General features: G+C 54.6%; 17 protein-coding genes. 6 read left to right on the top strand and 11 right to left on the bottom strand.

Going from position 1 to position 17,879, the window contains the following annotated elements; genetic code table 11:
- Window positions 1–107: 107 nt before the first annotated feature.
- From PGR79_RS09905 to PGR79_RS09895, 3 genes are all read right to left on the bottom strand, one after another.
- Window positions 108–1,223, bottom strand: coding sequence for a class II histone deacetylase (locus tag PGR79_RS09905; RefSeq protein WP_430921577.1), 1,116 nt, complete (start codon window positions 1,221–1,223; stop codon window positions 108–110).
- Window positions 1,220–2,413 carry an MFS transporter gene (locus tag PGR79_RS09900; RefSeq protein WP_113373798.1) on the bottom strand — a complete coding sequence of 398 codons (1,194 nt, stop codon included), beginning with the start codon at window positions 2,411–2,413 and terminating at the stop codon, window positions 1,220–1,222. Before PGR79_RS09900 ends, PGR79_RS09905 begins: the two co-directional genes overlap by 4 nt.
- A gap of 117 nt (window positions 2,414–2,530) precedes the next feature.
- Window positions 2,531–3,214 carry a helix-turn-helix transcriptional regulator gene (locus PGR79_RS09895; RefSeq protein WP_015367829.1) on the bottom strand — a complete coding sequence of 228 codons (684 nt, stop codon included), beginning with the start codon at window positions 3,212–3,214 and terminating at the stop codon, window positions 2,531–2,533.
- A gap of 425 nt (window positions 3,215–3,639) precedes the next feature.
- Between PGR79_RS09895 and PGR79_RS09890 the strand changes: the two genes are divergently transcribed.
- The 4 genes from PGR79_RS09890 (at window position 3,640) to PGR79_RS09875 (ending at window position 8,287) form a co-directional block, all read left to right on the top strand.
- Entirely contained in the window at window positions 3,640–4,827 is a 1,188-nt protein-coding gene (locus PGR79_RS09890) for an anaerobic sulfatase maturase (protein WP_430921574.1), read from the top strand.
- Between the two features lie 44 nt (window positions 4,828–4,871).
- Complete coding sequence (locus tag PGR79_RS09885) at window positions 4,872–6,605, top strand: arylsulfatase (protein ID WP_113373796.1); 1,734 nt, start codon at window positions 4,872–4,874, stop codon at window positions 6,603–6,605.
- Between the two features lie 88 nt (window positions 6,606–6,693).
- Window positions 6,694–7,470, top strand: coding sequence for an SDR family oxidoreductase (locus PGR79_RS09880; protein WP_113373795.1), 777 nt, complete (start codon window positions 6,694–6,696; stop codon window positions 7,468–7,470).
- Window positions 7,471–7,495: 25 nt separating this feature from the next.
- Complete coding sequence (locus tag PGR79_RS09875; RefSeq protein WP_113373794.1) at window positions 7,496–8,287, top strand: MoaF C-terminal domain-containing protein; 792 nt, start codon at window positions 7,496–7,498, stop codon at window positions 8,285–8,287.
- Window positions 8,288–9,063: 776 nt separating this feature from the next.
- Here PGR79_RS09875 and PGR79_RS09870 read toward each other — a convergent pair.
- The 3 genes from PGR79_RS09870 to PGR79_RS09860 form a co-directional block, all read right to left on the bottom strand.
- Window positions 9,064–10,017, bottom strand: coding sequence for an aldo/keto reductase (locus PGR79_RS09870; protein WP_113373792.1), 954 nt, complete (start codon window positions 10,015–10,017; stop codon window positions 9,064–9,066).
- 129 nt (window positions 10,018–10,146) lie between these two features.
- Window positions 10,147–10,923: an ABC transporter substrate-binding protein gene (locus tag PGR79_RS09865; protein ID WP_113373791.1), complete on the bottom strand. Its 777-nt coding sequence runs from the start codon at window positions 10,921–10,923 to the stop codon at window positions 10,147–10,149.
- Between the two features lie 19 nt (window positions 10,924–10,942).
- Entirely contained in the window at window positions 10,943–12,121 is a 1,179-nt protein-coding gene (locus PGR79_RS09860) for a M20 aminoacylase family protein (RefSeq protein WP_087860309.1), read from the bottom strand.
- A gap of 236 nt (window positions 12,122–12,357) precedes the next feature.
- On the opposite strand from PGR79_RS09860, the gene PGR79_RS09855 reads away from it, so the two are divergent.
- Window positions 12,358–12,948, top strand: coding sequence for a YSC84-related protein (locus PGR79_RS09855; RefSeq protein WP_430921570.1), 591 nt, complete (start codon window positions 12,358–12,360; stop codon window positions 12,946–12,948).
- 89 nt (window positions 12,949–13,037) lie between these two features.
- On the opposite strand, the gene PGR79_RS09850 is transcribed toward PGR79_RS09855, so the two are convergent.
- From PGR79_RS09850 to PGR79_RS09830, 5 genes are all read right to left on the bottom strand, one after another.
- On the bottom strand, window positions 13,038–13,502 hold the full coding sequence (locus PGR79_RS09850; protein WP_113373789.1) for an RcnB family protein: 465 nt from the start codon (window positions 13,500–13,502) through the stop codon (window positions 13,038–13,040).
- 174 nt (window positions 13,503–13,676) lie between these two features.
- The gene (locus PGR79_RS09845) at window positions 13,677–14,102 is read right to left on the bottom strand and encodes a hypothetical protein (protein ID WP_045393394.1); all 426 of its coding nucleotides are present in this window, start codon (window positions 14,100–14,102) and stop codon (window positions 13,677–13,679) included.
- A 115-nt stretch (window positions 14,103–14,217) separates the two neighbouring features.
- Window positions 14,218–15,360 carry an HlyD family secretion protein gene (locus PGR79_RS09840; protein ID WP_430921568.1) on the bottom strand — a complete coding sequence of 381 codons (1,143 nt, stop codon included), beginning with the start codon at window positions 15,358–15,360 and terminating at the stop codon, window positions 14,218–14,220.
- A complete protein-coding gene (locus PGR79_RS09835; protein ID WP_015367844.1) occupies window positions 15,360–15,695 on the bottom strand; it encodes a DUF3302 domain-containing protein in 336 nt (111 codons plus the stop codon). The genes PGR79_RS09840 and PGR79_RS09835 overlap by 1 nt, the downstream gene beginning before the upstream one ends.
- Before the next feature lie 93 nt (window positions 15,696–15,788).
- Window positions 15,789–16,445, bottom strand: a complete 657-nt coding sequence (locus PGR79_RS09830; protein WP_430921566.1) for a helix-turn-helix domain-containing protein — start codon at window positions 16,443–16,445, stop codon at window positions 15,789–15,791.
- Between the two features lie 421 nt (window positions 16,446–16,866).
- Here PGR79_RS09830 and PGR79_RS09825 point away from each other — a divergent pair, with 421 nt between their 5' ends.
- Window positions 16,867–17,877 carry an acyltransferase family protein gene (locus PGR79_RS09825; protein WP_430921564.1) on the top strand — a complete coding sequence of 337 codons (1,011 nt, stop codon included), beginning with the start codon at window positions 16,867–16,869 and terminating at the stop codon, window positions 17,875–17,877.
- Window positions 17,878–17,879 lie beyond the last annotated feature (2 nt).

Here is a 17,879-nt window from a genome sequence, read left to right as displayed (position 1 = left end):
TTAGTCCCAATTCGGGACCAGGTAAAGAAAAAAGTCCCAAACTGGGACTTTTGAGCCACATTGCGTCTTGCCCTTCCCCGCCATCACAGCGGGGAGGCTGAGGTGGTTTATAGCAGACCGAACTGCTGAGCCAGTCGATCGATAGCCTGGCGCTGGAACTGCGCGAACGCGGCGCGCGGCTGCTGCTGCTGAATAAATTCCAGCAGCGGATCCTGAACCTCGGTGCGCACGCCGCTCAGCGTTTCCATCACCGCCAGGCCGCAGAACGGCACGTAGGATTCGGCATAGCCGCCTTCGTGCACCATCACCAGTTTGCCGCCGCACAGGCGATCCGCCGCCTGCTGGACCTGTTCGGTCATCGCCCGGAAGCTGTCGCTATGTAGCTGCATCCGCGCCAATGGATCCATCGCGTTGGCGTCATAGCCGCAGGCGATAATAATCAGTTCCGGCTCAAAACGCGCCAGCGCGGGAATGACGATAGTTTCCAGCGCATAGCGCCAGCTATCTTCGCCCGCCCCGGCCAGCAGCGGAATATTGATATTGTAACCTTCGCCGGCGCCAACGCCGCGATCGTCCTCGCCGGAGTAGCCCGGCGGGAAGCAGCCGTCCTGATGCAATGAGATAGTCAGCACGTCATCGCGCTGCAGATAGATATGCTGCGTACCGTTACCGTGGTGAACGTCCCAGTCAATAATCGCTACCTTGCCGAGCCCCAGCAACGCTTTCGCCCGTTCAACGGCAATGGGAATATTGGCGAGGAAACAAAACCCCATCGACTGATCCGGCAGGCAGTGGTGTCCTGGCGGCCGCGACAGCGAATAAGCGTTATCCAGTTCGCCCTTAAGCACCGCCTCGACGGCGGCGCAGGCCAGCCCGGCGGAAAGGCAGGCGATTTCATAACTCCCCGGCCCCAGCGGCGCCTCTTTGCCGAGCATGCCGCCGCCGTTATCGCTGATTGCCTTAAAGCCCTCAAGATAGCTATCGGGATGGATCCGCCGCAGGTCTTCCAGGCTCGCTGCCGCCGCGCTGCGTAGTTCCAGTTGCGGCGTCAGCCCGGAGACGTCCATCAGGTTTTTCATCCGCCGTTTGGTCTCCGGCGACTCGGCATGGCCGCCGCCGGCAGGCGGCTGTACCCAACCACCGACCGGCAGCGTTACCGCGTGCAGGCCGGTACTGTGCCAGAAACAACGTTCATCAAAGAAGAAACCGGTTTTTCTTTTCACTCTATCCTCCCGTTGGCTAAACCTTTCCCGGCGGACGACGCCGCCGCAATCAAAATCAGCGACAGCAGCGCGCAGGCGCCTGCCGCCGCCAGCAGCGGATTGGCGCTGGCGAAGTGTTGCAGTAAGGCCCCCGCGATCGCCGGACCGGCGGCCATTCCGCCGCCGATCACCAGATTGATGCTGTTCATCAACCGGCCGTTGTTATCGAGCGCGGCCACGCGAGCGAGGATAAAGGGCAACACGAAAGTCCAGGTGAACTTAAACAGCAGCGCCGCGATGGCGTAACGCACCAGCAGCGGATGACCTGTCAGTAACAGCACGCTGGCGATCAGCAGCGCGTATCCCAGCCACACCGCCAGCCAGTCCGGACGTTGGGTACCGCGCAGCGCCGCGCCGCCGGCGCCGATAATGCCGAACACCGTCGCCGCCGCCAGCACCAGACCGACCTGTGTCGGACTCAACCCCGCCCCGCTGCCGATGGTGCCGATAAAGGTCCATACCGCGCTGAGGCTGATATAGAAGGTGAGAACCGCCAGCACCGCCAGCGCCTTTCGCCACGACGCCGCAGACGGCTGGCGATGGGAAGCCGATTGCGCTTGAAAACGCGACGGGAAGGCAGAAACCAGCGGCAAACAGCAGAGCATGATGGCGGCGAGGAGCAGATAAACGACCTTCAGGCCAAAGGTCACGAACAGGCCGGGCAACACCAGCAGGCCAAGCATGCCTAACAGCAGTTGCCCCAGTACCCAGAATGCGTACACCCGTGATGGATTCGGCGTTCCCGCCGCGCAGCTGATGCACAAGATCATCAGCGTGCCTCCCGCCAGGGAAGCAATAAAGCGTACCGCCAGCAGAGACGAATACTGGGTTACCGCCGCCGAGGCAAGGTTAGCGAGCAGAAATACCGCACAGGCAACGAGCGCGACCCGCCGCCAGTCGAGGCGGCTCATCCACCACCACGCCGGGAGCGTCGCCAGGCTCATCGCGCCGAGCTCCGCCGAAAACAACCAACCGATCTGCCCGGGTTTAAGGTGCCATTCGCTGCCCAGTTGCGCCGCCACCGCCGGCGCGGTCATTAAAATCCCCGGCGCAATGGCGGCGAAAATGACAATCGCCGCCAGCAAACGCAGCGACACCACCAGCCTGCCAGGCCGCGAAAGAGTATTATCAGAAAAAGGTGTACTCGACATCGTAGGGCGTGCTCCAGTCAAAAAAGCCTCCCCCCGGACGGTTATCCAGGGAGTGATACCCTCAGGCATCAGGAAAACGCCGTGCTGCCACGGCGCGCGCGGGATGCGATAGTCAGATTACAGATGCAGCGTACGCTGAGCGGCAGGCATCCAGGTTCGGGAAACGAGTTCAGTCCGGTTGACGACTTCAGTCTTGGCGAAAATATTGCGCAGATGGGTTTTCACCGTCGAGAGCGAGATATCCAGCTGGCGGGCAATCAGCTTGTTGCTGGCGCCTTCACGCACCATGCCGACGATTTCGCGCTCTTTGGCTGTCAGGATGGCGGGGAGTTCATCCTCTTCCTGCAGGAAATCGCGAATAGCCAGTTCCACCAACGGCAGTACCGCCTGGGCCCGCAACCGTTCTTCGCTGGAAAAAGGCACGTCGCGCATCAGCGAGATACCGGCAACGATCCGCCGTTCGCGGCGAATAAAGATTTCGGTCATGTCGCGTACGTTATTCGGCAACATAAATTCATGGTAGTAGTGCCGGTTACGGTCACAGAGTCGCGGCGTCATCGCCGCCATGGTCGTGCTCTGGTGGCTAAAGTGCGCCGGCAGGTGTGGATCCAACGGCTGGAAGCTCTCCAGATATTGTTGGTGTGTATTATCCGAAATATTATGCAATATATAGTTTTCAGGTTTTAAACGATTATTTACTCGATAAAAAACCGCTGAAGACAGTGGAATTAACTGTGAAATAGTCTGTAAACAACGGGCTATTATCGCATCATTACGACTGGCTTTTAATAAAGCAGACATGATATTTCCCCCCGTCAAGGTGGTGGTGCGTAACACGCGGATTACCAGAGTAAGATGAAGCATACATTTCACATTTAAGTAACACAATCATTAACATGTTAACAATGTGATATCGATTACATTATTTTCATCAATGCATTGTTATTTAAAGCATTTAAAAACAAGCCAGCGTTCTGTTAACGTGGACACGTTAAAACATAAACAAAAGTTATTAACACCACGCGTTATTTTCCGGCAAGGATTAAAAACCCTTATATTGGCAGGTCCGATCTCATCCTTAAGAACGATAGTTTTTTGCATTTTTTCATTTATACCCTAAAAAGGATGTCGATAATTTAACGCCGCGGCTTAATCAACGGATTACGCCTGACTTGCTATTGCCCAAATATGCCGCCCCAGGCCAGCAATTAATAGAGGATAAGCCGATGCTGAATATCGCCGCCTTACGCCAGCAGCAAATTCCGCTGGCCGTCGAACCGCGTTCATCGCTGCCGTTTCATATTCTGATGAAACCGATTGGCCCCGCCTGTAACCTCGCCTGCCGCTACTGCTACTACCCGCAGGATGAAACGCCGGTCAGGAAGATGGACGAGGCGCGGCTGGAGCAGTTTATCCGCCGCTATATTGCCGCCCAGCCCGTCAGCGCGCGGGAAATCAACTTTGTCTGGCAGGGCGGCGAGCCGCTACTGGCCGGGCTAAGTTTCTATAAAAAAGCGCTCGCCCTGCAGCAGCGCTACGCCCCTGATGGCGTAACCATCAGCAATAGCCTGCAAACCAACGGGACGCTGATCAACGACGCCTGGTGCCGGCTGTTTCGCGAACATCGCTTTATTATCGGCGTCAGCCTCGAAGGTAGCGAAGCGCTGCAAAACCACCACCGTCCTGATAAACGCGGGCAGGCTTCCTGGCCGGCTGCGCTGCGCGGTATCGCCCTGCTCCACCAGCATCAGGTGGAGTTTAATCTGCTGGTGGTGGTGCATAACGAAATCGCCGCCCACGCGGGGGCGATTTATGACCGGATGGTCACGCTTGGCGCGCGCTATCTGCAGTTCCAGCCGCTAATGAGCGAAGGCGCGGCGCTGCGCGAAGGTTATCAGCTCAGCGCCGATAACTGGGGGCGTTTTATGGTCGGTATCTGGCGACAGTGGCAAAAGCGCTGCGATATGGGGCGGGTGTTCGTCATCAATATCGAACAGGCGTGGGCGCAGTACTTTACCCATAGCAGCGGCAGCTGCGTGCATAGCGCCCGCTGCGGCAGCAATCTGGTGATGGAGTCTGACGGACAGCTTTACGCCTGCGATCATCAGATCAACGCCGAACATCGGCTGGGTCGCCTTGACGAGCAGACGCTTGCCGCCGCAGTTGACGCTTCAGTTCAGCTCCCTTTTGGCCAGCAAAAAAGCCGGCGCCGCGAATGTCAGACTTGCGCTGTAAAAATGGTCTGCCAGGGCGGCTGCCCCGCGCATCTCAACGCCGCTGGCAACAACCGCCTCTGCGGCGGCTATTACCGGTTCTTTAGCGAAATCCTCGCGCCAGTACGCCCCTTTTCCCGCGACCTTAACGGCCTGAAGGCCTGGCGGGCCGCGTTTGTTGGGTCTGCGCATACTGCGTAGCGCCTTACCCTGATGATATCCCCCTCTGAACAGGAGAGTCAGTCGTGAACAAAAAAGCCATGGCCGCGGCGGTCAGCATGATCCTCGCCGGCGGCGCGCACGGCGCGCAGAATGAGCATCCAAACGTCATCGTGATTATCGCCGATGATATGGGTTATTCCGATATCAGCCCCTTCGGCGGTGAGATCCCCACCCCCAACCTGCAAGCCATGGCGGAGCAAAGTATCCGCATGAGCCAGTATTACACCTCGCCGATGTCGGCCCCGGCGCGTTCGATGCTGTTGACCGGCAACAGTAACCAGCAGGCCGGGATGGGCGGCATGTGGTGGTACGACAGTACCATAGGCAAAGAGGGTTACGAGCTGCGGCTGACCGACCGCGTCACCACCATGGCCGAGCGCTTTAAAGATGCCGGCTATAACACGCTGATGGCCGGCAAATGGCATCTCGGTTTTGTTCCCGGCGCCACGCCGAAGGACCGCGGTTTTAACCACTCCTTCGCCTTTATGGGCGGCGGCACCAGCCATTTTAACGATGCGATACCGCTCGGAACCGTCGAGGCGTTCCACACTTACTATACCCGCGATGGCGAGCGCGTCTCCCTGCCAGATGATTTTTACTCCAGCGAAGCTTACGCCCGCCAGATGAATAGCTGGATTAAAGCGACGCCGAAGGAGCAGCCGGTCTTCGCCTGGCTGGCTTTCACCGCCCCTCATGATCCCCTGCAGGCGCCGGACGAGTGGATTAAGCGCTTTAAAGGCCAGTATGAGCAGGGTTACGCCGAGGTCTACCGCCAGCGTATCGCCCGCCTGAAAGCGTTAGGAATTATTCATGACGACACCCCGCTGCCGCATCTGGAGCTGGATAAAGAGTGGGAAGCGCTAACGCCAGAGCAGCAGAAATATACGGCGAAAGTGATGCAGGTATATGCGGCGATGATCGCCAATATGGACGCGCAAATCGGCACGCTGATAGAGACGCTGAAACAAACCGGGCGCGATAAAAATACCCTGCTGGTGTTTTTAACCGATAACGGCGCCAACCCGGCACAGGGTTTTTATTACGAATCTACCTCCGAATTCTGGAAGCAGTTCGATAACAGCTATGACAACGTGGGCCGCAAAGGATCATTTGTCTCCTACGGCCCCCACTGGGCGAACGTCAGCAATGCCCCCTACGCTAACTATCACAAAACCACCAGCGCCCAGGGCGGCATCAATACCGACTTTATGATCTCCGGTCCCGGCATTACCCGGCGCGGTAAAATTGACGCCTCAACGATGGCGGTGTACGACGTGGCGCCGACGCTATATGAATTCGCCGGCATCGATCCCAATAAATCGCTGGCGAAGAAACCCGTGTTACCGATGATTGGCGTCAGCTTTAAGCGCTATCTAACCGGTGAAGTCCAGCAGCCGCCGCGCGGCAACTACGGGGTTGAACTGCATAATCAGGCGGCCTGGGTCGATGGCGAATGGAAGTTGCGGCGGCTGGTACCTCGCGGCCTCAACGCCGGCGATGCGCCGTGGCAGCTGTTTAACCTGCATGACGATCCGCTGGAAACGCATGACGTCGCGGCCCAACATGCCGATCGGGTCAAAACGATGAGCGACGCTTACGAGGCATTCGCCAAACGTACCATGGTCACCAAAGCGCAGGGCAAGATGATCGATTACGTCGGTATCGATAACAAAACCGGGCGTTATCTGGCGGTCGATCCGGCGACCATGAAGCCGGTGCCCGCGCCGCTGGCCATTCCTGTGAGCGAGGGCAAATAAACGAACCCGGCTATCGTTCTTCCGGGCGATAGCCGGAAGCTAACTCGCTTTCTAAGGTAATCCTGAACCCCATTACTGGAGAGAGCGAATGGCGAGAGTCGTAGTGATTACCGGCGGTGGAAGCGGGATCGGCGCCGCCTGCGCGCGGCTGATGAGCGCGGCGGGCGATCGGGTGTTTATTACCGGCAGACGCGAAGCGCCGCTACACAAGATCGCCGTTGAAACCGGCGCGACGGCGCTGGTGGGCGATGTCGCCGACGGCGACGTCTGGCGGGAACGGCTGCTACCGCCGATTCTCGACCAGACTCACGGTATTGATGTACTCATCTGCAGCGCCGGCGGCATGGGCAATAGCGCCGCCGCCGATACCAGCGATCGCCAATGGCGCGAGGCGCTGGACGCGAATTTAAACAGCGCTTTCGCCAGCGTGCGCGCCTGCCTGCCTTCGCTTATCGCCAGCCGCGGCAATGTGCTGTTCGTCGCCTCCATCGCCTCGCTCGCCGCCGGGCCGCAGGCCTGTGGCTATGTCGCCGCCAAACACGCGTTAATCGGCCTGATGCGCTCCATCGCCCGCGATTACGGCCCACAGGACGTCCGCGCCAATGCGATTTGTCCCGGCTGGGTCACCACCCCGATGGCGGATGAAGAGATGATCCCACTGATGCAGCAACACGGGCTGTCGCTTACCGAAGCCTATCAACGGGTGTGCCGCGACGTTCCGCTACGCCGCCCCGCCAGCCCCGAGGAGATAGCCCAGGCCTGTCAGTTTCTCTGCTCGCCGCAGGCCGCCATCATCAGCGGCGCGACGCTGGTCGCCGATGGCGGGTCCAGCATCGTCGATGTTCCAACGCTGGCGTTTACTTAGCGCCCCACTCTACTCAGGAGCTTATATGACTTCAGAAGCCGTATTTATCCAGGTCGGCGCGCTGGCCGATGGTTTCGCCCCGCACGGCAACCTGCTGGCCACCGCCAGCCTTCCCGCAGGCGAACGCTTTACCTTTTATGCCGCCGGGAGCGAGCCGCAGCAGTTGATTATCGAAGATGAACAAACGCTTAGCTGGAACGGCAAACGCGCGCCCTGGCGGGCAACCGCCCTGCGCCCCGATATCCTGTTTATCGATTTTCTTGACCCGGAGCGCGATAACGCCAGTATCAGCGCGGTATGCAACCTGACGCAGCGCAACGCCACGCTGGTATACGGCCAGCTACCTGACGAAGCCGCCGCGCGGCTGGACGCCTTCAGCCGGGTAGAGCAAGGGTTGCCGCTGACCGCCGTCGAGGCGCGATTTGTCTTCGCCCGCCTGGATGCCCAGCCGGGACCGCTGCCTGACTTTACCACCGCGCTGGTCGGCATGCGCAATCAGTACACCTATAGCCCGACCGAGCGTTATGAACACATCTATCTCAACGATAATTTTTACGCCTGGCAGTGTCTCGATGGCGTGGAAAAGGGGCTGGCGGATGTCGATCGCTGCCATTACGTGCAGGTGGCTGAGGATCTCTATTTGTTCGTCTGGCGGGAGAAAATCATTCCTACGCTGGGGGTGATCCTTATCGATCTTCAGCAGATGCGAACCGATGGCAAGATCATGGGTTATCAGGGCAGTGATTTTGGCGCCTTGAGCAATTTCCCGGTCGGCGCGAGCGCGAAGATCCTCAACGTCACCCGCCATCAGGAATAATATTGCGTGGCCGGGAGACGCGCCCGTTCAACCGGAAGTGCCCCATCCGGTTGAACGGGCCATGCGGGTGCGGGTGCTTCGGCATCAGGCACTGACGGAAATGCATGTTCAGGAGCAGAAACGGCGGGTGAGCCTGATGAGTAAAGGGGGTCATGTGTCGCTACGCCGGGCAACATCCGCGGATAAGGAGCAGCTTTGCGCCGGATGGCGGCTGCGCCTTATCCGGCCTACCGTTCGTGGAGCCCGCCGTTAATTTATTCACCATGGTGGCTGAAACTGCCGGTGTTGGTGGCCTCAAAATCGCTGAGACGTTCCCGGCAGGCCGGGGCAGCCCGCATGGATGCGGGCTGAGGGCCGTGATTTGCAGGGACGCAGCCTCGGCCCGACCCGAAGCCTGCCGGGATAAGTCGAAGGCACCACGAAGTGGCGATTTTGGCGGCCAGAGCCCGGGAGTACAGAGGGCGGCGGCGACTGGCCGCCCTCTGTGCGCTCCCTGCGCCACAGAAAACATATTGCAGAAAAATTAACCGGGAGCGCAATATACTCCGAAGCGCCACGGGATAAACGCTTTTCTCAGGCTAAAAAATTTGAAAAGTGGTAACAGTATCTACGGTCCGGGTGGTCTGCCATTAATTATTCACCACGCTGGCTGAAACTGTCGAGGTTGGGGGCCGCAAAATCCCCGGTGGCGCTAGCGCTTACCGGGGCTACGGCACTGTACGATTTGGTAGCCCGGACAAGGCGCAACGCGCCGCCTCCGGGGATGAGCGACTGACTCAGGCGCTGGCGCTGTCGAGCCGCGCCAGTTGTTCGCTGCCGAGGTTCAGCGCCGCCGCGCGGGCGAAGCTTTCCACCTGCGCCAGGCTGGTGGCGCTGGCAATCGGTGCGGTAACGCCTTCCCGGCTCATCAGCCACGCTAACGCCACTTCTGCAGGCTTCGCGCGCTGTTCTTCCGCCACCGCGATCAGCGTGTCAATAATCCGCATTCCGCGTGGATTGAGATATTTAGCGATGCCGCTGCCGCGCTGGCTTTGCGCTAAATCGGACGACTGGCGATACTTGCCGCTCAGGAAGCCGGAAGCCAGGCTGTAGTAGGTCACCACGCCTATATCGCGGCTGACGCAGAGATCGCGTAGCGCCCCTTCAAAGGCGGAGCGGTGATAGAGGTTATATTCCGGCTGCAACACCTGCCAGGCCGGAAGGCCGCCTTTACGCGCCACTTCCAGCGCCGATGACAGCTGTCCGGCGTCGAGGTTTGAAGCGCCAATCGCCCGCACCTTGCCGGCCTGCTGCAGCGCCTGGAATGCTTCTAACGTTTCATCGATCGGCGTTTCAGGATCCGGCCAGTGGGCGAAATAGAGGTCGACGTAATCCGTATTCAGGCGGCGCAACGAGTCGTCAATCGCCTGCTGGATCCAGGCTTTTTTCAACCCTTTATGGCCGGGTAGCCCCATATCCGATCCGACTTTGGTGAAGATTTTGACTTTATCGCGTATGCCGGGGCGCGCCTGTAGCCAGCGGCCAATAATGGTTTCGGATTCACCGCCCTGATTGCCTTCCGCCCAGCGGGAGTACACATCCGCCGTATCGATAGCATCAAAACCGTGGTCAACAAAAGCATCAAGAATGGCAAAACTGGTTTTCTCATCGGTGGTCCAGCCAAAGACGTTGCCGCCAAAGACTAATGGGGCGATGGAAAATCCGCTTTTGCCCAATGGACGTGTCATCATGCCGATACTCCTTAGCTTATATTCTGTTTCCCTCAGATAACCGCAGGGGGTCTGAAGAGGATGTCGAGTGGATAATCAGAAAAGGAATCTTGCGGCGGGCAGTCCATGCCCGCAGGGTACACTCTGACATTATGTCCCGGAATAAACGTCAAAGCTAAAATATTTCCCGGCCAGTTTTTTGTAGGTGCCGTCGGCAAGCATTTTCGCAATCGCGCCATTTATCTCTTCGCGCAGCGCATCGTCGCCTTGACGCAGGCCAATCGCCGCCCCGGCGCCAAACAGTTTATTATCCTGCAGTTGTCCGCCAACAAAGGCGAAATCCTTGCCCTGCGGCTGCTGCAGGAAGCTATAATCGGCCATCATGCCGGAGAGCACCGCGCCATCGAGACGACCTGATTCAAGGTCGCGAACGACGCTATCGGCCCCCTGATAGGCGACAATGTTAATCCCCTGCGGCCGCCAGTACTGGTTAACGTAAGTTTCCTGCGCCGACCCCTGCTCGACGCCGATAGTTTTCCCCTTCAACTGCTCTGGCGTATTGCCTTTGAGGGTATTTTTGCGCGCCACCAGAAACACCGGCCCGTTGTACAGCTTATCGCTAAAGGCAATCTGCTCTTTACGTTTTTCGGTCATATACATCCCTGAGAGGATCGCGTCGAATTTACGCGCCTTCAGCGCCGGGATGATGCCGTCGAAGTTGCTTTCCACCCACACGCACTTCGCCTGCAGCTGCTGACAAATCGCGTTGCCTAAATCGATATCAAATCCCGCCAGCTTGCCCTGCGGATCTTTCCATTCAAACGGCGCGAAGGTCGGGTCAACGCCAAAACGGAGCTCTTTCGCCCCGGCGGCCAGCGCCGACGTCGACGCCATTAATGCCAAACATAACAACAGTGATTTTTTCATTCGAGATTTTCTCCAGGGATTAACGGCAGTGCGCTTGCACTAAACGCGCGAACAGCGTCGCGCCGGTGCTGATAATGTCATCGTTAAAGTCATAACCGGGGTTATGCACCATGCAGCCGCCCTTCTCGCCTTTTTCACCGTTGCCGAGCAGGAAGTAGCAGCCCGGACGTTCGCGCAGCATAAAAGCGAAATCTTCGCTGGCGTTCATTGGCGATACCGACTCCAGCACCCCTTCGCGGCCAAAGACTTCCAGCGCCAGCGCCTGGGCGAAATCGGTCTCTTCATTACTGTTGGTTAATACCGGATAGGAGTCGTAAATCTCGACGTCGCTGCTGGCGCCATAGCTTTTGGCGGTAAACTCGGTCAGCTCTTGAATACGCTTAATCAGCAGATCGCGAATTTCCGGTTTCATCGCCCGCACGCTGAGCTCCATCACCACGCTCTCAGGAATCACGTTCGAGGCGATGCCGGCCTGGAAAGTCCCCACGCTGACGACCGCCGTTTCACCCGGCGGCACGTTGCGCGCGACGATGCTCTGCAACGCCATCACCAGCGCCGCGCCGGCCACGATAGGGTCGACGGTGCGTTCCGGATGCGCGCCGTGGCCGCCGTAGCCGGTAATCGTGATTTTGACCGTGTCCGCCGAGGCCATAAAGTTGCCGGCATAGAAGCCCAGCTTGCCAACCGGTAGCCCCGGCATATTGTGCAGGCCGAAGATGCGTTCGCAGGGGAACTGCTCAAACAGGCCATCTTTAATCATCAGATCCGCGCCGCCGATGGCTTCTTCCGCGGGCTGGAAAATCAGATGCACCGTGCCGTTAAACTGGCAGGCCGGCGAGGCGATATATTTCGCCGCCGCGAGCAAAATCGTGGTATGTCCATCATGGCCGCAGGCGTGCATTTTTCCAGGTACCGTGCTGGCCCAGGGTAAATCGGTGGTTTCATAAATCGGTAATGCGTCCATGTCGGCACGCAGGCCAATAGTGCGCGGCGAATCGCCTTTACTCAGGCTGCCGACGACGCCGGTTTTACCGAGGCCACGGGTCACCTGATAGCCCCATTCTGTCAGCTTACCGGCAACCAGCTCGCTGGTATTAAACTCTTCCAGACTTAATTCCGGATTGGCATGTAAATAATGACGGATAGAAATCATTTCATCTTCCGTGGCTTTAATTTCTGGAATTACACAATCAGACATGCCGTTCTCCGGGAATAGATTAAGAACTTAACAAGTTATCCTGGCTCAAAGTTTATGCAAGTAGCATTTCTAATTGCTGGAACGTCATCCATCATATTTTTAATACAGAAAAATCGCAGAACAATAGCCATTAAAACTGGAAAAATTTAAATATAAACGTTTATTTTATGGGTTACATACCAACACTTACTCTACCATCCCCGCTTTAATTCAGTTTTAAATAAAAATAAACAGCCATGAAATATCATTTACTTTTACTTGCCTGCGCGCTGACGCTGACAGGCTGCAGCGCTGAGGGCGACACCGCCAGCCAGCAACGCGCCAGTATTCAAAAGATGCGTACCAACACGCTCAGTAAACTCTATAGCCTGTACCCGGAAGCACGTAGCGATATCCAGCATTCAAAGGGCTACGCGGTCTTCGCCAGCAACAGTAGCAAGATATTAGTCTTTGGCTTCGGCAGCGGTTACGGCGTCGTTAAAAATAGCGCCACCGGCAAAGATACCTATATGAAAATGGCCCAGGGCGGCGCCGGTGTGGGTATGGGCGTGAAACAGCTGCGCACCGTACTGGTATTCCACGATAAAGACGCCTTGAATACTTTCATTACTAAAGGCTATATGGTCGGCGCGGATGCCAACGCGGCAGCGAAATATGACGACAACGGCATCGCCCCGATAGGCGCGTCGGCCAACGGCGTGGCGAAAGATACCGCCTCGCTGCCGTCAAAAGTCAACGTTTATGAAATCACCGAGAAAGGTTTGGCGGCTCAGGCAATGGTCAACGGTTATAAATACTGGCCGGATGACGAGCTGAATATAAGGTAGGGCTTTGCGGTCCGTACAAGTTAGCATCAATAAGCCGGGTCAGACGTTAGCCTGACCCGGCGCGAATGCCATGCCACTGATATCATTATTTAATGACCAAGGGCGCCGCTTACCAGTATTGAGGTAATGATTCCTGTCGCCGCGGCGATCAGCACGTAATTGCCATCGATATAAGACCAATGATGGCCCTCCGGCGGGCGCGGCAGGCCACGCTCGTTCCAGTTACTGACGCGATATTCATCACCGCGATAACGCTCCGGCGCCGGATGGCCTTTACGGAAATCGTTCCCCCTCCAGGCGAAATGATCCTGCTCATGGCGTTCCTGGCGACGATCGTCATGACCGCTACGCTCCGGGCCGCGGTGGTCATTGTTGTCCTGATGGTTATCGCCAGGACCGCCCGGCTGGTGGCGTCCGTTTTGGTCGCCCTGTTTCGGGCCATTCTGCCATACCTGCTGTTGCCCCGGACGATGGTCATCATTTGGGCCATCGGCAAAAGCCTGAGCGCTCAGCACGCAGGATAAAATAACCGCCAGAGAAATAATCTTTTTCATAGTACACCTCCTGATATATTTCTTTTTTACCCTGCAAATGTGGAGAAATAGTGATTAGCAAGCTATCCAGGACTATTCCTGGCTAAATCAGGAAGGCAGCAAACAATAAATTCAGCGAGCGCCAGACGTAAAAAAGGCCGCTTGCGCGGCCATTTTATTCTCAGTGAGTCCGTTTTACTCAGAGACTTTATTCTTTAACTCTTCAGCGCCTTGCTTGGTTTTATCCCAGCCTTTCTCGCTGACTTCTTTGGTCTTATCCCAACCTTTGCTGGCGCCTTCTTTAGTGGCGTTCCAGCCTTTCTCAGTGCCTTCTTTGGTCTTATCCCAACCCTTCTCGGCGCCTTCTTTGGTTTTGTTCCAGGTTTTCTGCGTGCCTTCACTTACCTGGCTGCCGACGCTATCGCTTTTCCCTTCAGCAGCATGTTTGGACTTGAGCTTCATCTCTTCGCCCTGATTCTGCGCCTGGTGCAGTTTTTCTTTCGCCGTGTTGGCATTCTCATGCGCTGCGGCCACGGTGTCATCGGTTGCATGTGTAGTGGTTGCTGCGAATACCGGAGAAGCGACCAGAATAGCGGATAGTGCAATCATTGCTTTTTTCATATTTTTCCTCTCTTAACGCGTGCTTTATGTTACGAGTCACATTCAGCATGGCATAAGCTCCTGCGCTTAGCATTAGGAAAAGTTCTTAAAACTGCCTCATCGCTATTCCGTCGTTTTAGTGATCGAGATAAAGATAGCTTTCCCAGCTTTTCATGCGGATGAGGATCTTTCTTATCAGCGACAGGTGCTCAAAATGCTGCGAATAGACGGCGGCTTCGACGTCCGCGCCCTGCGGCAGCTGATAATTTGCCAGACGATCGTCGGTCACTTTTAATACCACCAGCGCTCGACCGCGCGCCGCCAGATCGTTGGCCGTCAGCAACGTTCCCTGCCCCTGAAACTGGCTTTCGCCAATCGCCGGCAGCACTTCCGCTACCTGCGCTTTAAACACGGTTCCGGGAATAGAGGGGAACAGCAATTCAGCCTGTTCACCTTTTTGCAAACGCTGCAGCGCGTTCTGGCGGAATGCGGCGACGTATTCACGTGAATTCACATTATCCGTTGGCACAAACGTCATCACCGGCTTCAACCCCAACGCGGTGGACATGGTCCCAGGACGCAGACCGACGGTACTGACGTAGCCGTCAGACGGCGCGCGTACCACCGTGTTATCGAGCTTAAATTGCGCCTCACGCAGCTGCGCCAGCAGCGAAGCAACTTTGGTGTTCTCGCCGTGCACCACCGAATTGAGATCGTTACGCGCCTGTGCGACCTTTGCCCGGGCGGCGTCAACCGCCGCCTGCGTGGCTTTCCAGTTCTGGCGACGCGTATCGACCATTTGATCGGAAAAGGCCCCTTTATCATGACCTGCCTGGAAGCGGGCGTATTCACGCTGGGCCTGGTCGCGCTCGGCGACCGCTTTGCTTAAATCAGCCTGCGCGCTGGTTAACCCCGCATCCAGCGACAACGCATCCTGGCTGGCCGCTTTCACCTGAGCAGTCAGGTCGTCGACTTTCGCCTGGAACGGGGTTGGGTCGATGGTGAACAAGATGTCGCCTTCATGCAGCATCTGATTTGGTTTCACCGGCACGCTGGTGACTCGACCGCGGGTTTGCGAAACAATGGGCACCGTGCGATAAACCTGCTTCCCGACTTCGCTATAGGGGAAGTTATAATTCATACCAAGGATTAACATGCCAATCAGTATCACGCCACCTAATACCGCAGTGGGAACCGTCCATTTATTTAATGGAATACGGAATACTTTAAATATCACGATACACAAGGCGGCATAACACAGCAGTAATAACGTTTCCATTATTTACCCTCCTGATTGACGGCGCTATTTTTCAGACGGTTTAATTCCGCCTGCATCGCATCCAGACGCTGATGTAAATCGTGCTGGTCGGTCTTTAACTGCTGCATTCCCCAGCCGCGGTCTTCTCGCCACAGCGTGGCCCAGATCCACAGCAGCGGCCACAGCACGTGCAGGGTGAACAAGCTCACCCAGCCAGCGTAATGAATCGCATCCTGGTGCGGATGATTTCTTTTTTTGGCTATTTCATAAGGAATATCGTGGATCATGATAATTCCATAAAATAAAATCAGCACCACCGCAATCAGGATGGCTAAAGCAATATAATCCAGGGTCATAAAATAACTCCAGAATGTGTGACGTATTTCACATTCACTTTATACAGGCGTCAGCAAGCCGGGCATAATCGCCCTGACAACTGACCATATTAATCAGAATTTATCCGGTATTTTTCGGTCGATAGAAATGAGTTGACCTTTTTTCACCGTGATATAGCCGCCTTCTTTTAACGCCGCTAAAACCTGATATACATAGCTGCGCGAAAGATTGGTCCGTTTAATAATAAAAGCGGACAGGCTTTCACGTTTTCCACAATCGATCTCGTTACGGTACAGATAACGCGATAGCATCGATTTTATGGTCTGAAAACCGGACAGGTTGCCGCGCTCGTTGTGCGCATCAAGAGCAAAAATGCCCATGTAGGCCAGAATAGTCGTCAGCTCTTTCATATACTCCGGCGAAGAGTAAAAGAAGATACGCTCGAAATCCTCCACGCTGATTCTGGCGAAACGGCAGCGGTCGAGGCATTGATATAGCAGCTCTACCGCCGGGCAGTAATACTCAAGCAGGCCCAGAGGCATATGCTCAATCACAATACCCAACAGGTTGTCAGGGTCGTTGACTGCGAGGGTGATTTGCCCGGACAGCAGAAAGTAAATGAACCCATCCTGCGGCTGAAAACGCTCGCCGGCGGCGCACTCGACGTTTTCGCTACAGGCGATGACGTGTGGGAGATGCGCATTTAACTGTAGCTTCTGGTAGCACGCATGAATACGACCAAAACTGCTATTCAACTTCCCCGTATCCATTGCCGTACATTCCCGTATCACCGACGTCATCAAATATATATAAGGCAAAGCGAGGGGAAAAGTCCACAGCTGGAGTTTTGGCGTTTTTTTAAGATTTGAGGGTCGTAAACTTAACCCGACGACTTCCTGATGCTGGTTAGCTATATCTAAATAGTATGCCCCCCGCAAAAACCCCTCAATTACAATGGATATGGCGTAGTGACTAGTTCTATTCCATCCTCAAGCACTGAATCGGAAGAATCCAATTACATAAATAGATTGAAGGATTTTTCTGACTCAGAAACAAAGCTTGCAAGTTGATTTCCTTTGTGAATTTTATGTTATATACTCAAACCTTGAGTATGCTAGTAAGCTAATATGCAAATTAGCAAATTTAATATTTTAACGATTATATGGGCTCAATAATTTAACAGGGTTATGAATGAAAAAGCTTGATTCATTACAATATGCGAGAGCATTTGCCGCTATATTTGTCATAATAGCTCATACTGTTAATCAATTTTACATGTATAGCACCACAGGTAATAAATTATTTGATGAAATAATACGGAGAACGACACATTTAGGTGATTTTGGGGTTTATGTTTTCTTTGTCATTAGTGGATACATAATGTCTTACACCACTAAAAACAAAGATTTTGGGGTAGAATATGCATCAACCTTCATAAAAAAACGCCTCCTCCGAATCTATCCTATTTATTGGATATTTTTTACTTTACTAGTTATATTATGGGCTGCAGGAATAGCGCTAAGATCACAAGATATTAATGCAGAAAAAATATTCTTCTCATATCTACTAATTCCTTTCGGTGCAACTGATAATAAGATCGACACCCCCGTAATGTCACAAAGTTGGACATTATCGTATGAAATGTTTTTCTATTTCACTTTTGCTCTATTAATTTCTATACGCATCAAAAAAGAAAGAATTATAGCAAGCCTGATTTTTATTTTTACTTTACTGTTTATTACCTCATCACTGAATGCCCTACCAACTGCTGAAGCCAATGCATTCTTTTCCAAATGGATTATATTCCTATTTATAATTGGAGTGTTTATTGAGCGAAACGAAAACATCTTACAAAACTTAACATCAAAACTCAGTGATACAATATGTTGGGCCTTAGCTGCTTTTCTTGTTTGCATAGCTATTTATATCGAAAAACCTATATATATCGATTGTTTAATAAGCGCAGCTATTTTGATATTTATATTACCCGTAAGAAAAAAACACAACTTACTTTTAAAAATTGGTGATGCTTCTTATACTATATATTTAACACATAATTTTATCGTGATGGCATATGGGATATTTGTCAAAAAATTCCCAAACCCTTGGGGTTGTACCATTGCCGGAGCTATTACAATCGCAATATGCATTCCATTCGGACTAATATTATATAAGTTAATTGAAAAGAAAATTCATCACTAACT

The sequence above is a fragment of the Klebsiella sp. 141161 genome (genome assembly GCF_050600815.1).
Taxonomy (GTDB): Bacteria; Pseudomonadota; Gammaproteobacteria; order Enterobacterales; family Enterobacteriaceae; genus Klebsiella; species Klebsiella aerogenes.
The sequence above is the reverse complement of the archived record's forward strand: the minus strand, read 5'-3'. Positions and strand labels throughout refer to the sequence as shown.

What these genes read in the sequence shown, in the direction of transcription:
- PGR79_RS09855 (WP_430921570.1), top strand. Translation starts at nt 12,358, where the DNA reads ATGAAATATCATTTACTTTTACTTGCCTGCGCGCTGACGCTGACAGGC.
- PGR79_RS09840 (WP_430921568.1), bottom strand. Translation starts at nt 15,360, where the DNA reads ATGGAAACGTTATTACTGCTGTGTTATGCCGCCTTGTGTATCGTGATA.
- PGR79_RS09830 (WP_430921566.1), bottom strand. Translation starts at nt 16,445, where the DNA reads ATGGATACGGGGAAGTTGAATAGCAGTTTTGGTCGTATTCATGCGTGC.
- PGR79_RS09850 (WP_113373789.1), bottom strand. Translation starts at nt 13,502, where the DNA reads ATGAAAAAGATTATTTCTCTGGCGGTTATTTTATCCTGCGTGCTGAGC.
- PGR79_RS09860 (WP_087860309.1), bottom strand. Translation starts at nt 12,121, where the DNA reads ATGTCTGATTGTGTAATTCCAGAAATTAAAGCCACGGAAGATGAAATG.
- PGR79_RS09895 (WP_015367829.1), bottom strand. Translation starts at nt 3,214, where the DNA reads ATGTCTGCTTTATTAAAAGCCAGTCGTAATGATGCGATAATAGCCCGT.
- PGR79_RS09870 (WP_113373792.1), bottom strand. Translation starts at nt 10,017, where the DNA reads ATGATGACACGTCCATTGGGCAAAAGCGGATTTTCCATCGCCCCATTA.
- PGR79_RS09900 (WP_113373798.1), bottom strand. Translation starts at nt 2,413, where the DNA reads ATGTCGAGTACACCTTTTTCTGATAATACTCTTTCGCGGCCTGGCAGG.
- PGR79_RS09865 (WP_113373791.1), bottom strand. Translation starts at nt 10,923, where the DNA reads ATGAAAAAATCACTGTTGTTATGTTTGGCATTAATGGCGTCGACGTCG.
- PGR79_RS09835 (WP_015367844.1), bottom strand. Translation starts at nt 15,695, where the DNA reads ATGACCCTGGATTATATTGCTTTAGCCATCCTGATTGCGGTGGTGCTG.
- PGR79_RS09825 (WP_430921564.1), top strand. Translation starts at nt 16,867, where the DNA reads ATGAAAAAGCTTGATTCATTACAATATGCGAGAGCATTTGCCGCTATA.
- PGR79_RS09890 (WP_430921574.1), top strand. Translation starts at nt 3,640, where the DNA reads ATGCTGAATATCGCCGCCTTACGCCAGCAGCAAATTCCGCTGGCCGTC.
- PGR79_RS09875 (WP_113373794.1), top strand. Translation starts at nt 7,496, where the DNA reads ATGACTTCAGAAGCCGTATTTATCCAGGTCGGCGCGCTGGCCGATGGT.
- PGR79_RS09845 (WP_045393394.1), bottom strand. Translation starts at nt 14,102, where the DNA reads ATGAAAAAAGCAATGATTGCACTATCCGCTATTCTGGTCGCTTCTCCG.
- PGR79_RS09880 (WP_113373795.1), top strand. Translation starts at nt 6,694, where the DNA reads ATGGCGAGAGTCGTAGTGATTACCGGCGGTGGAAGCGGGATCGGCGCC.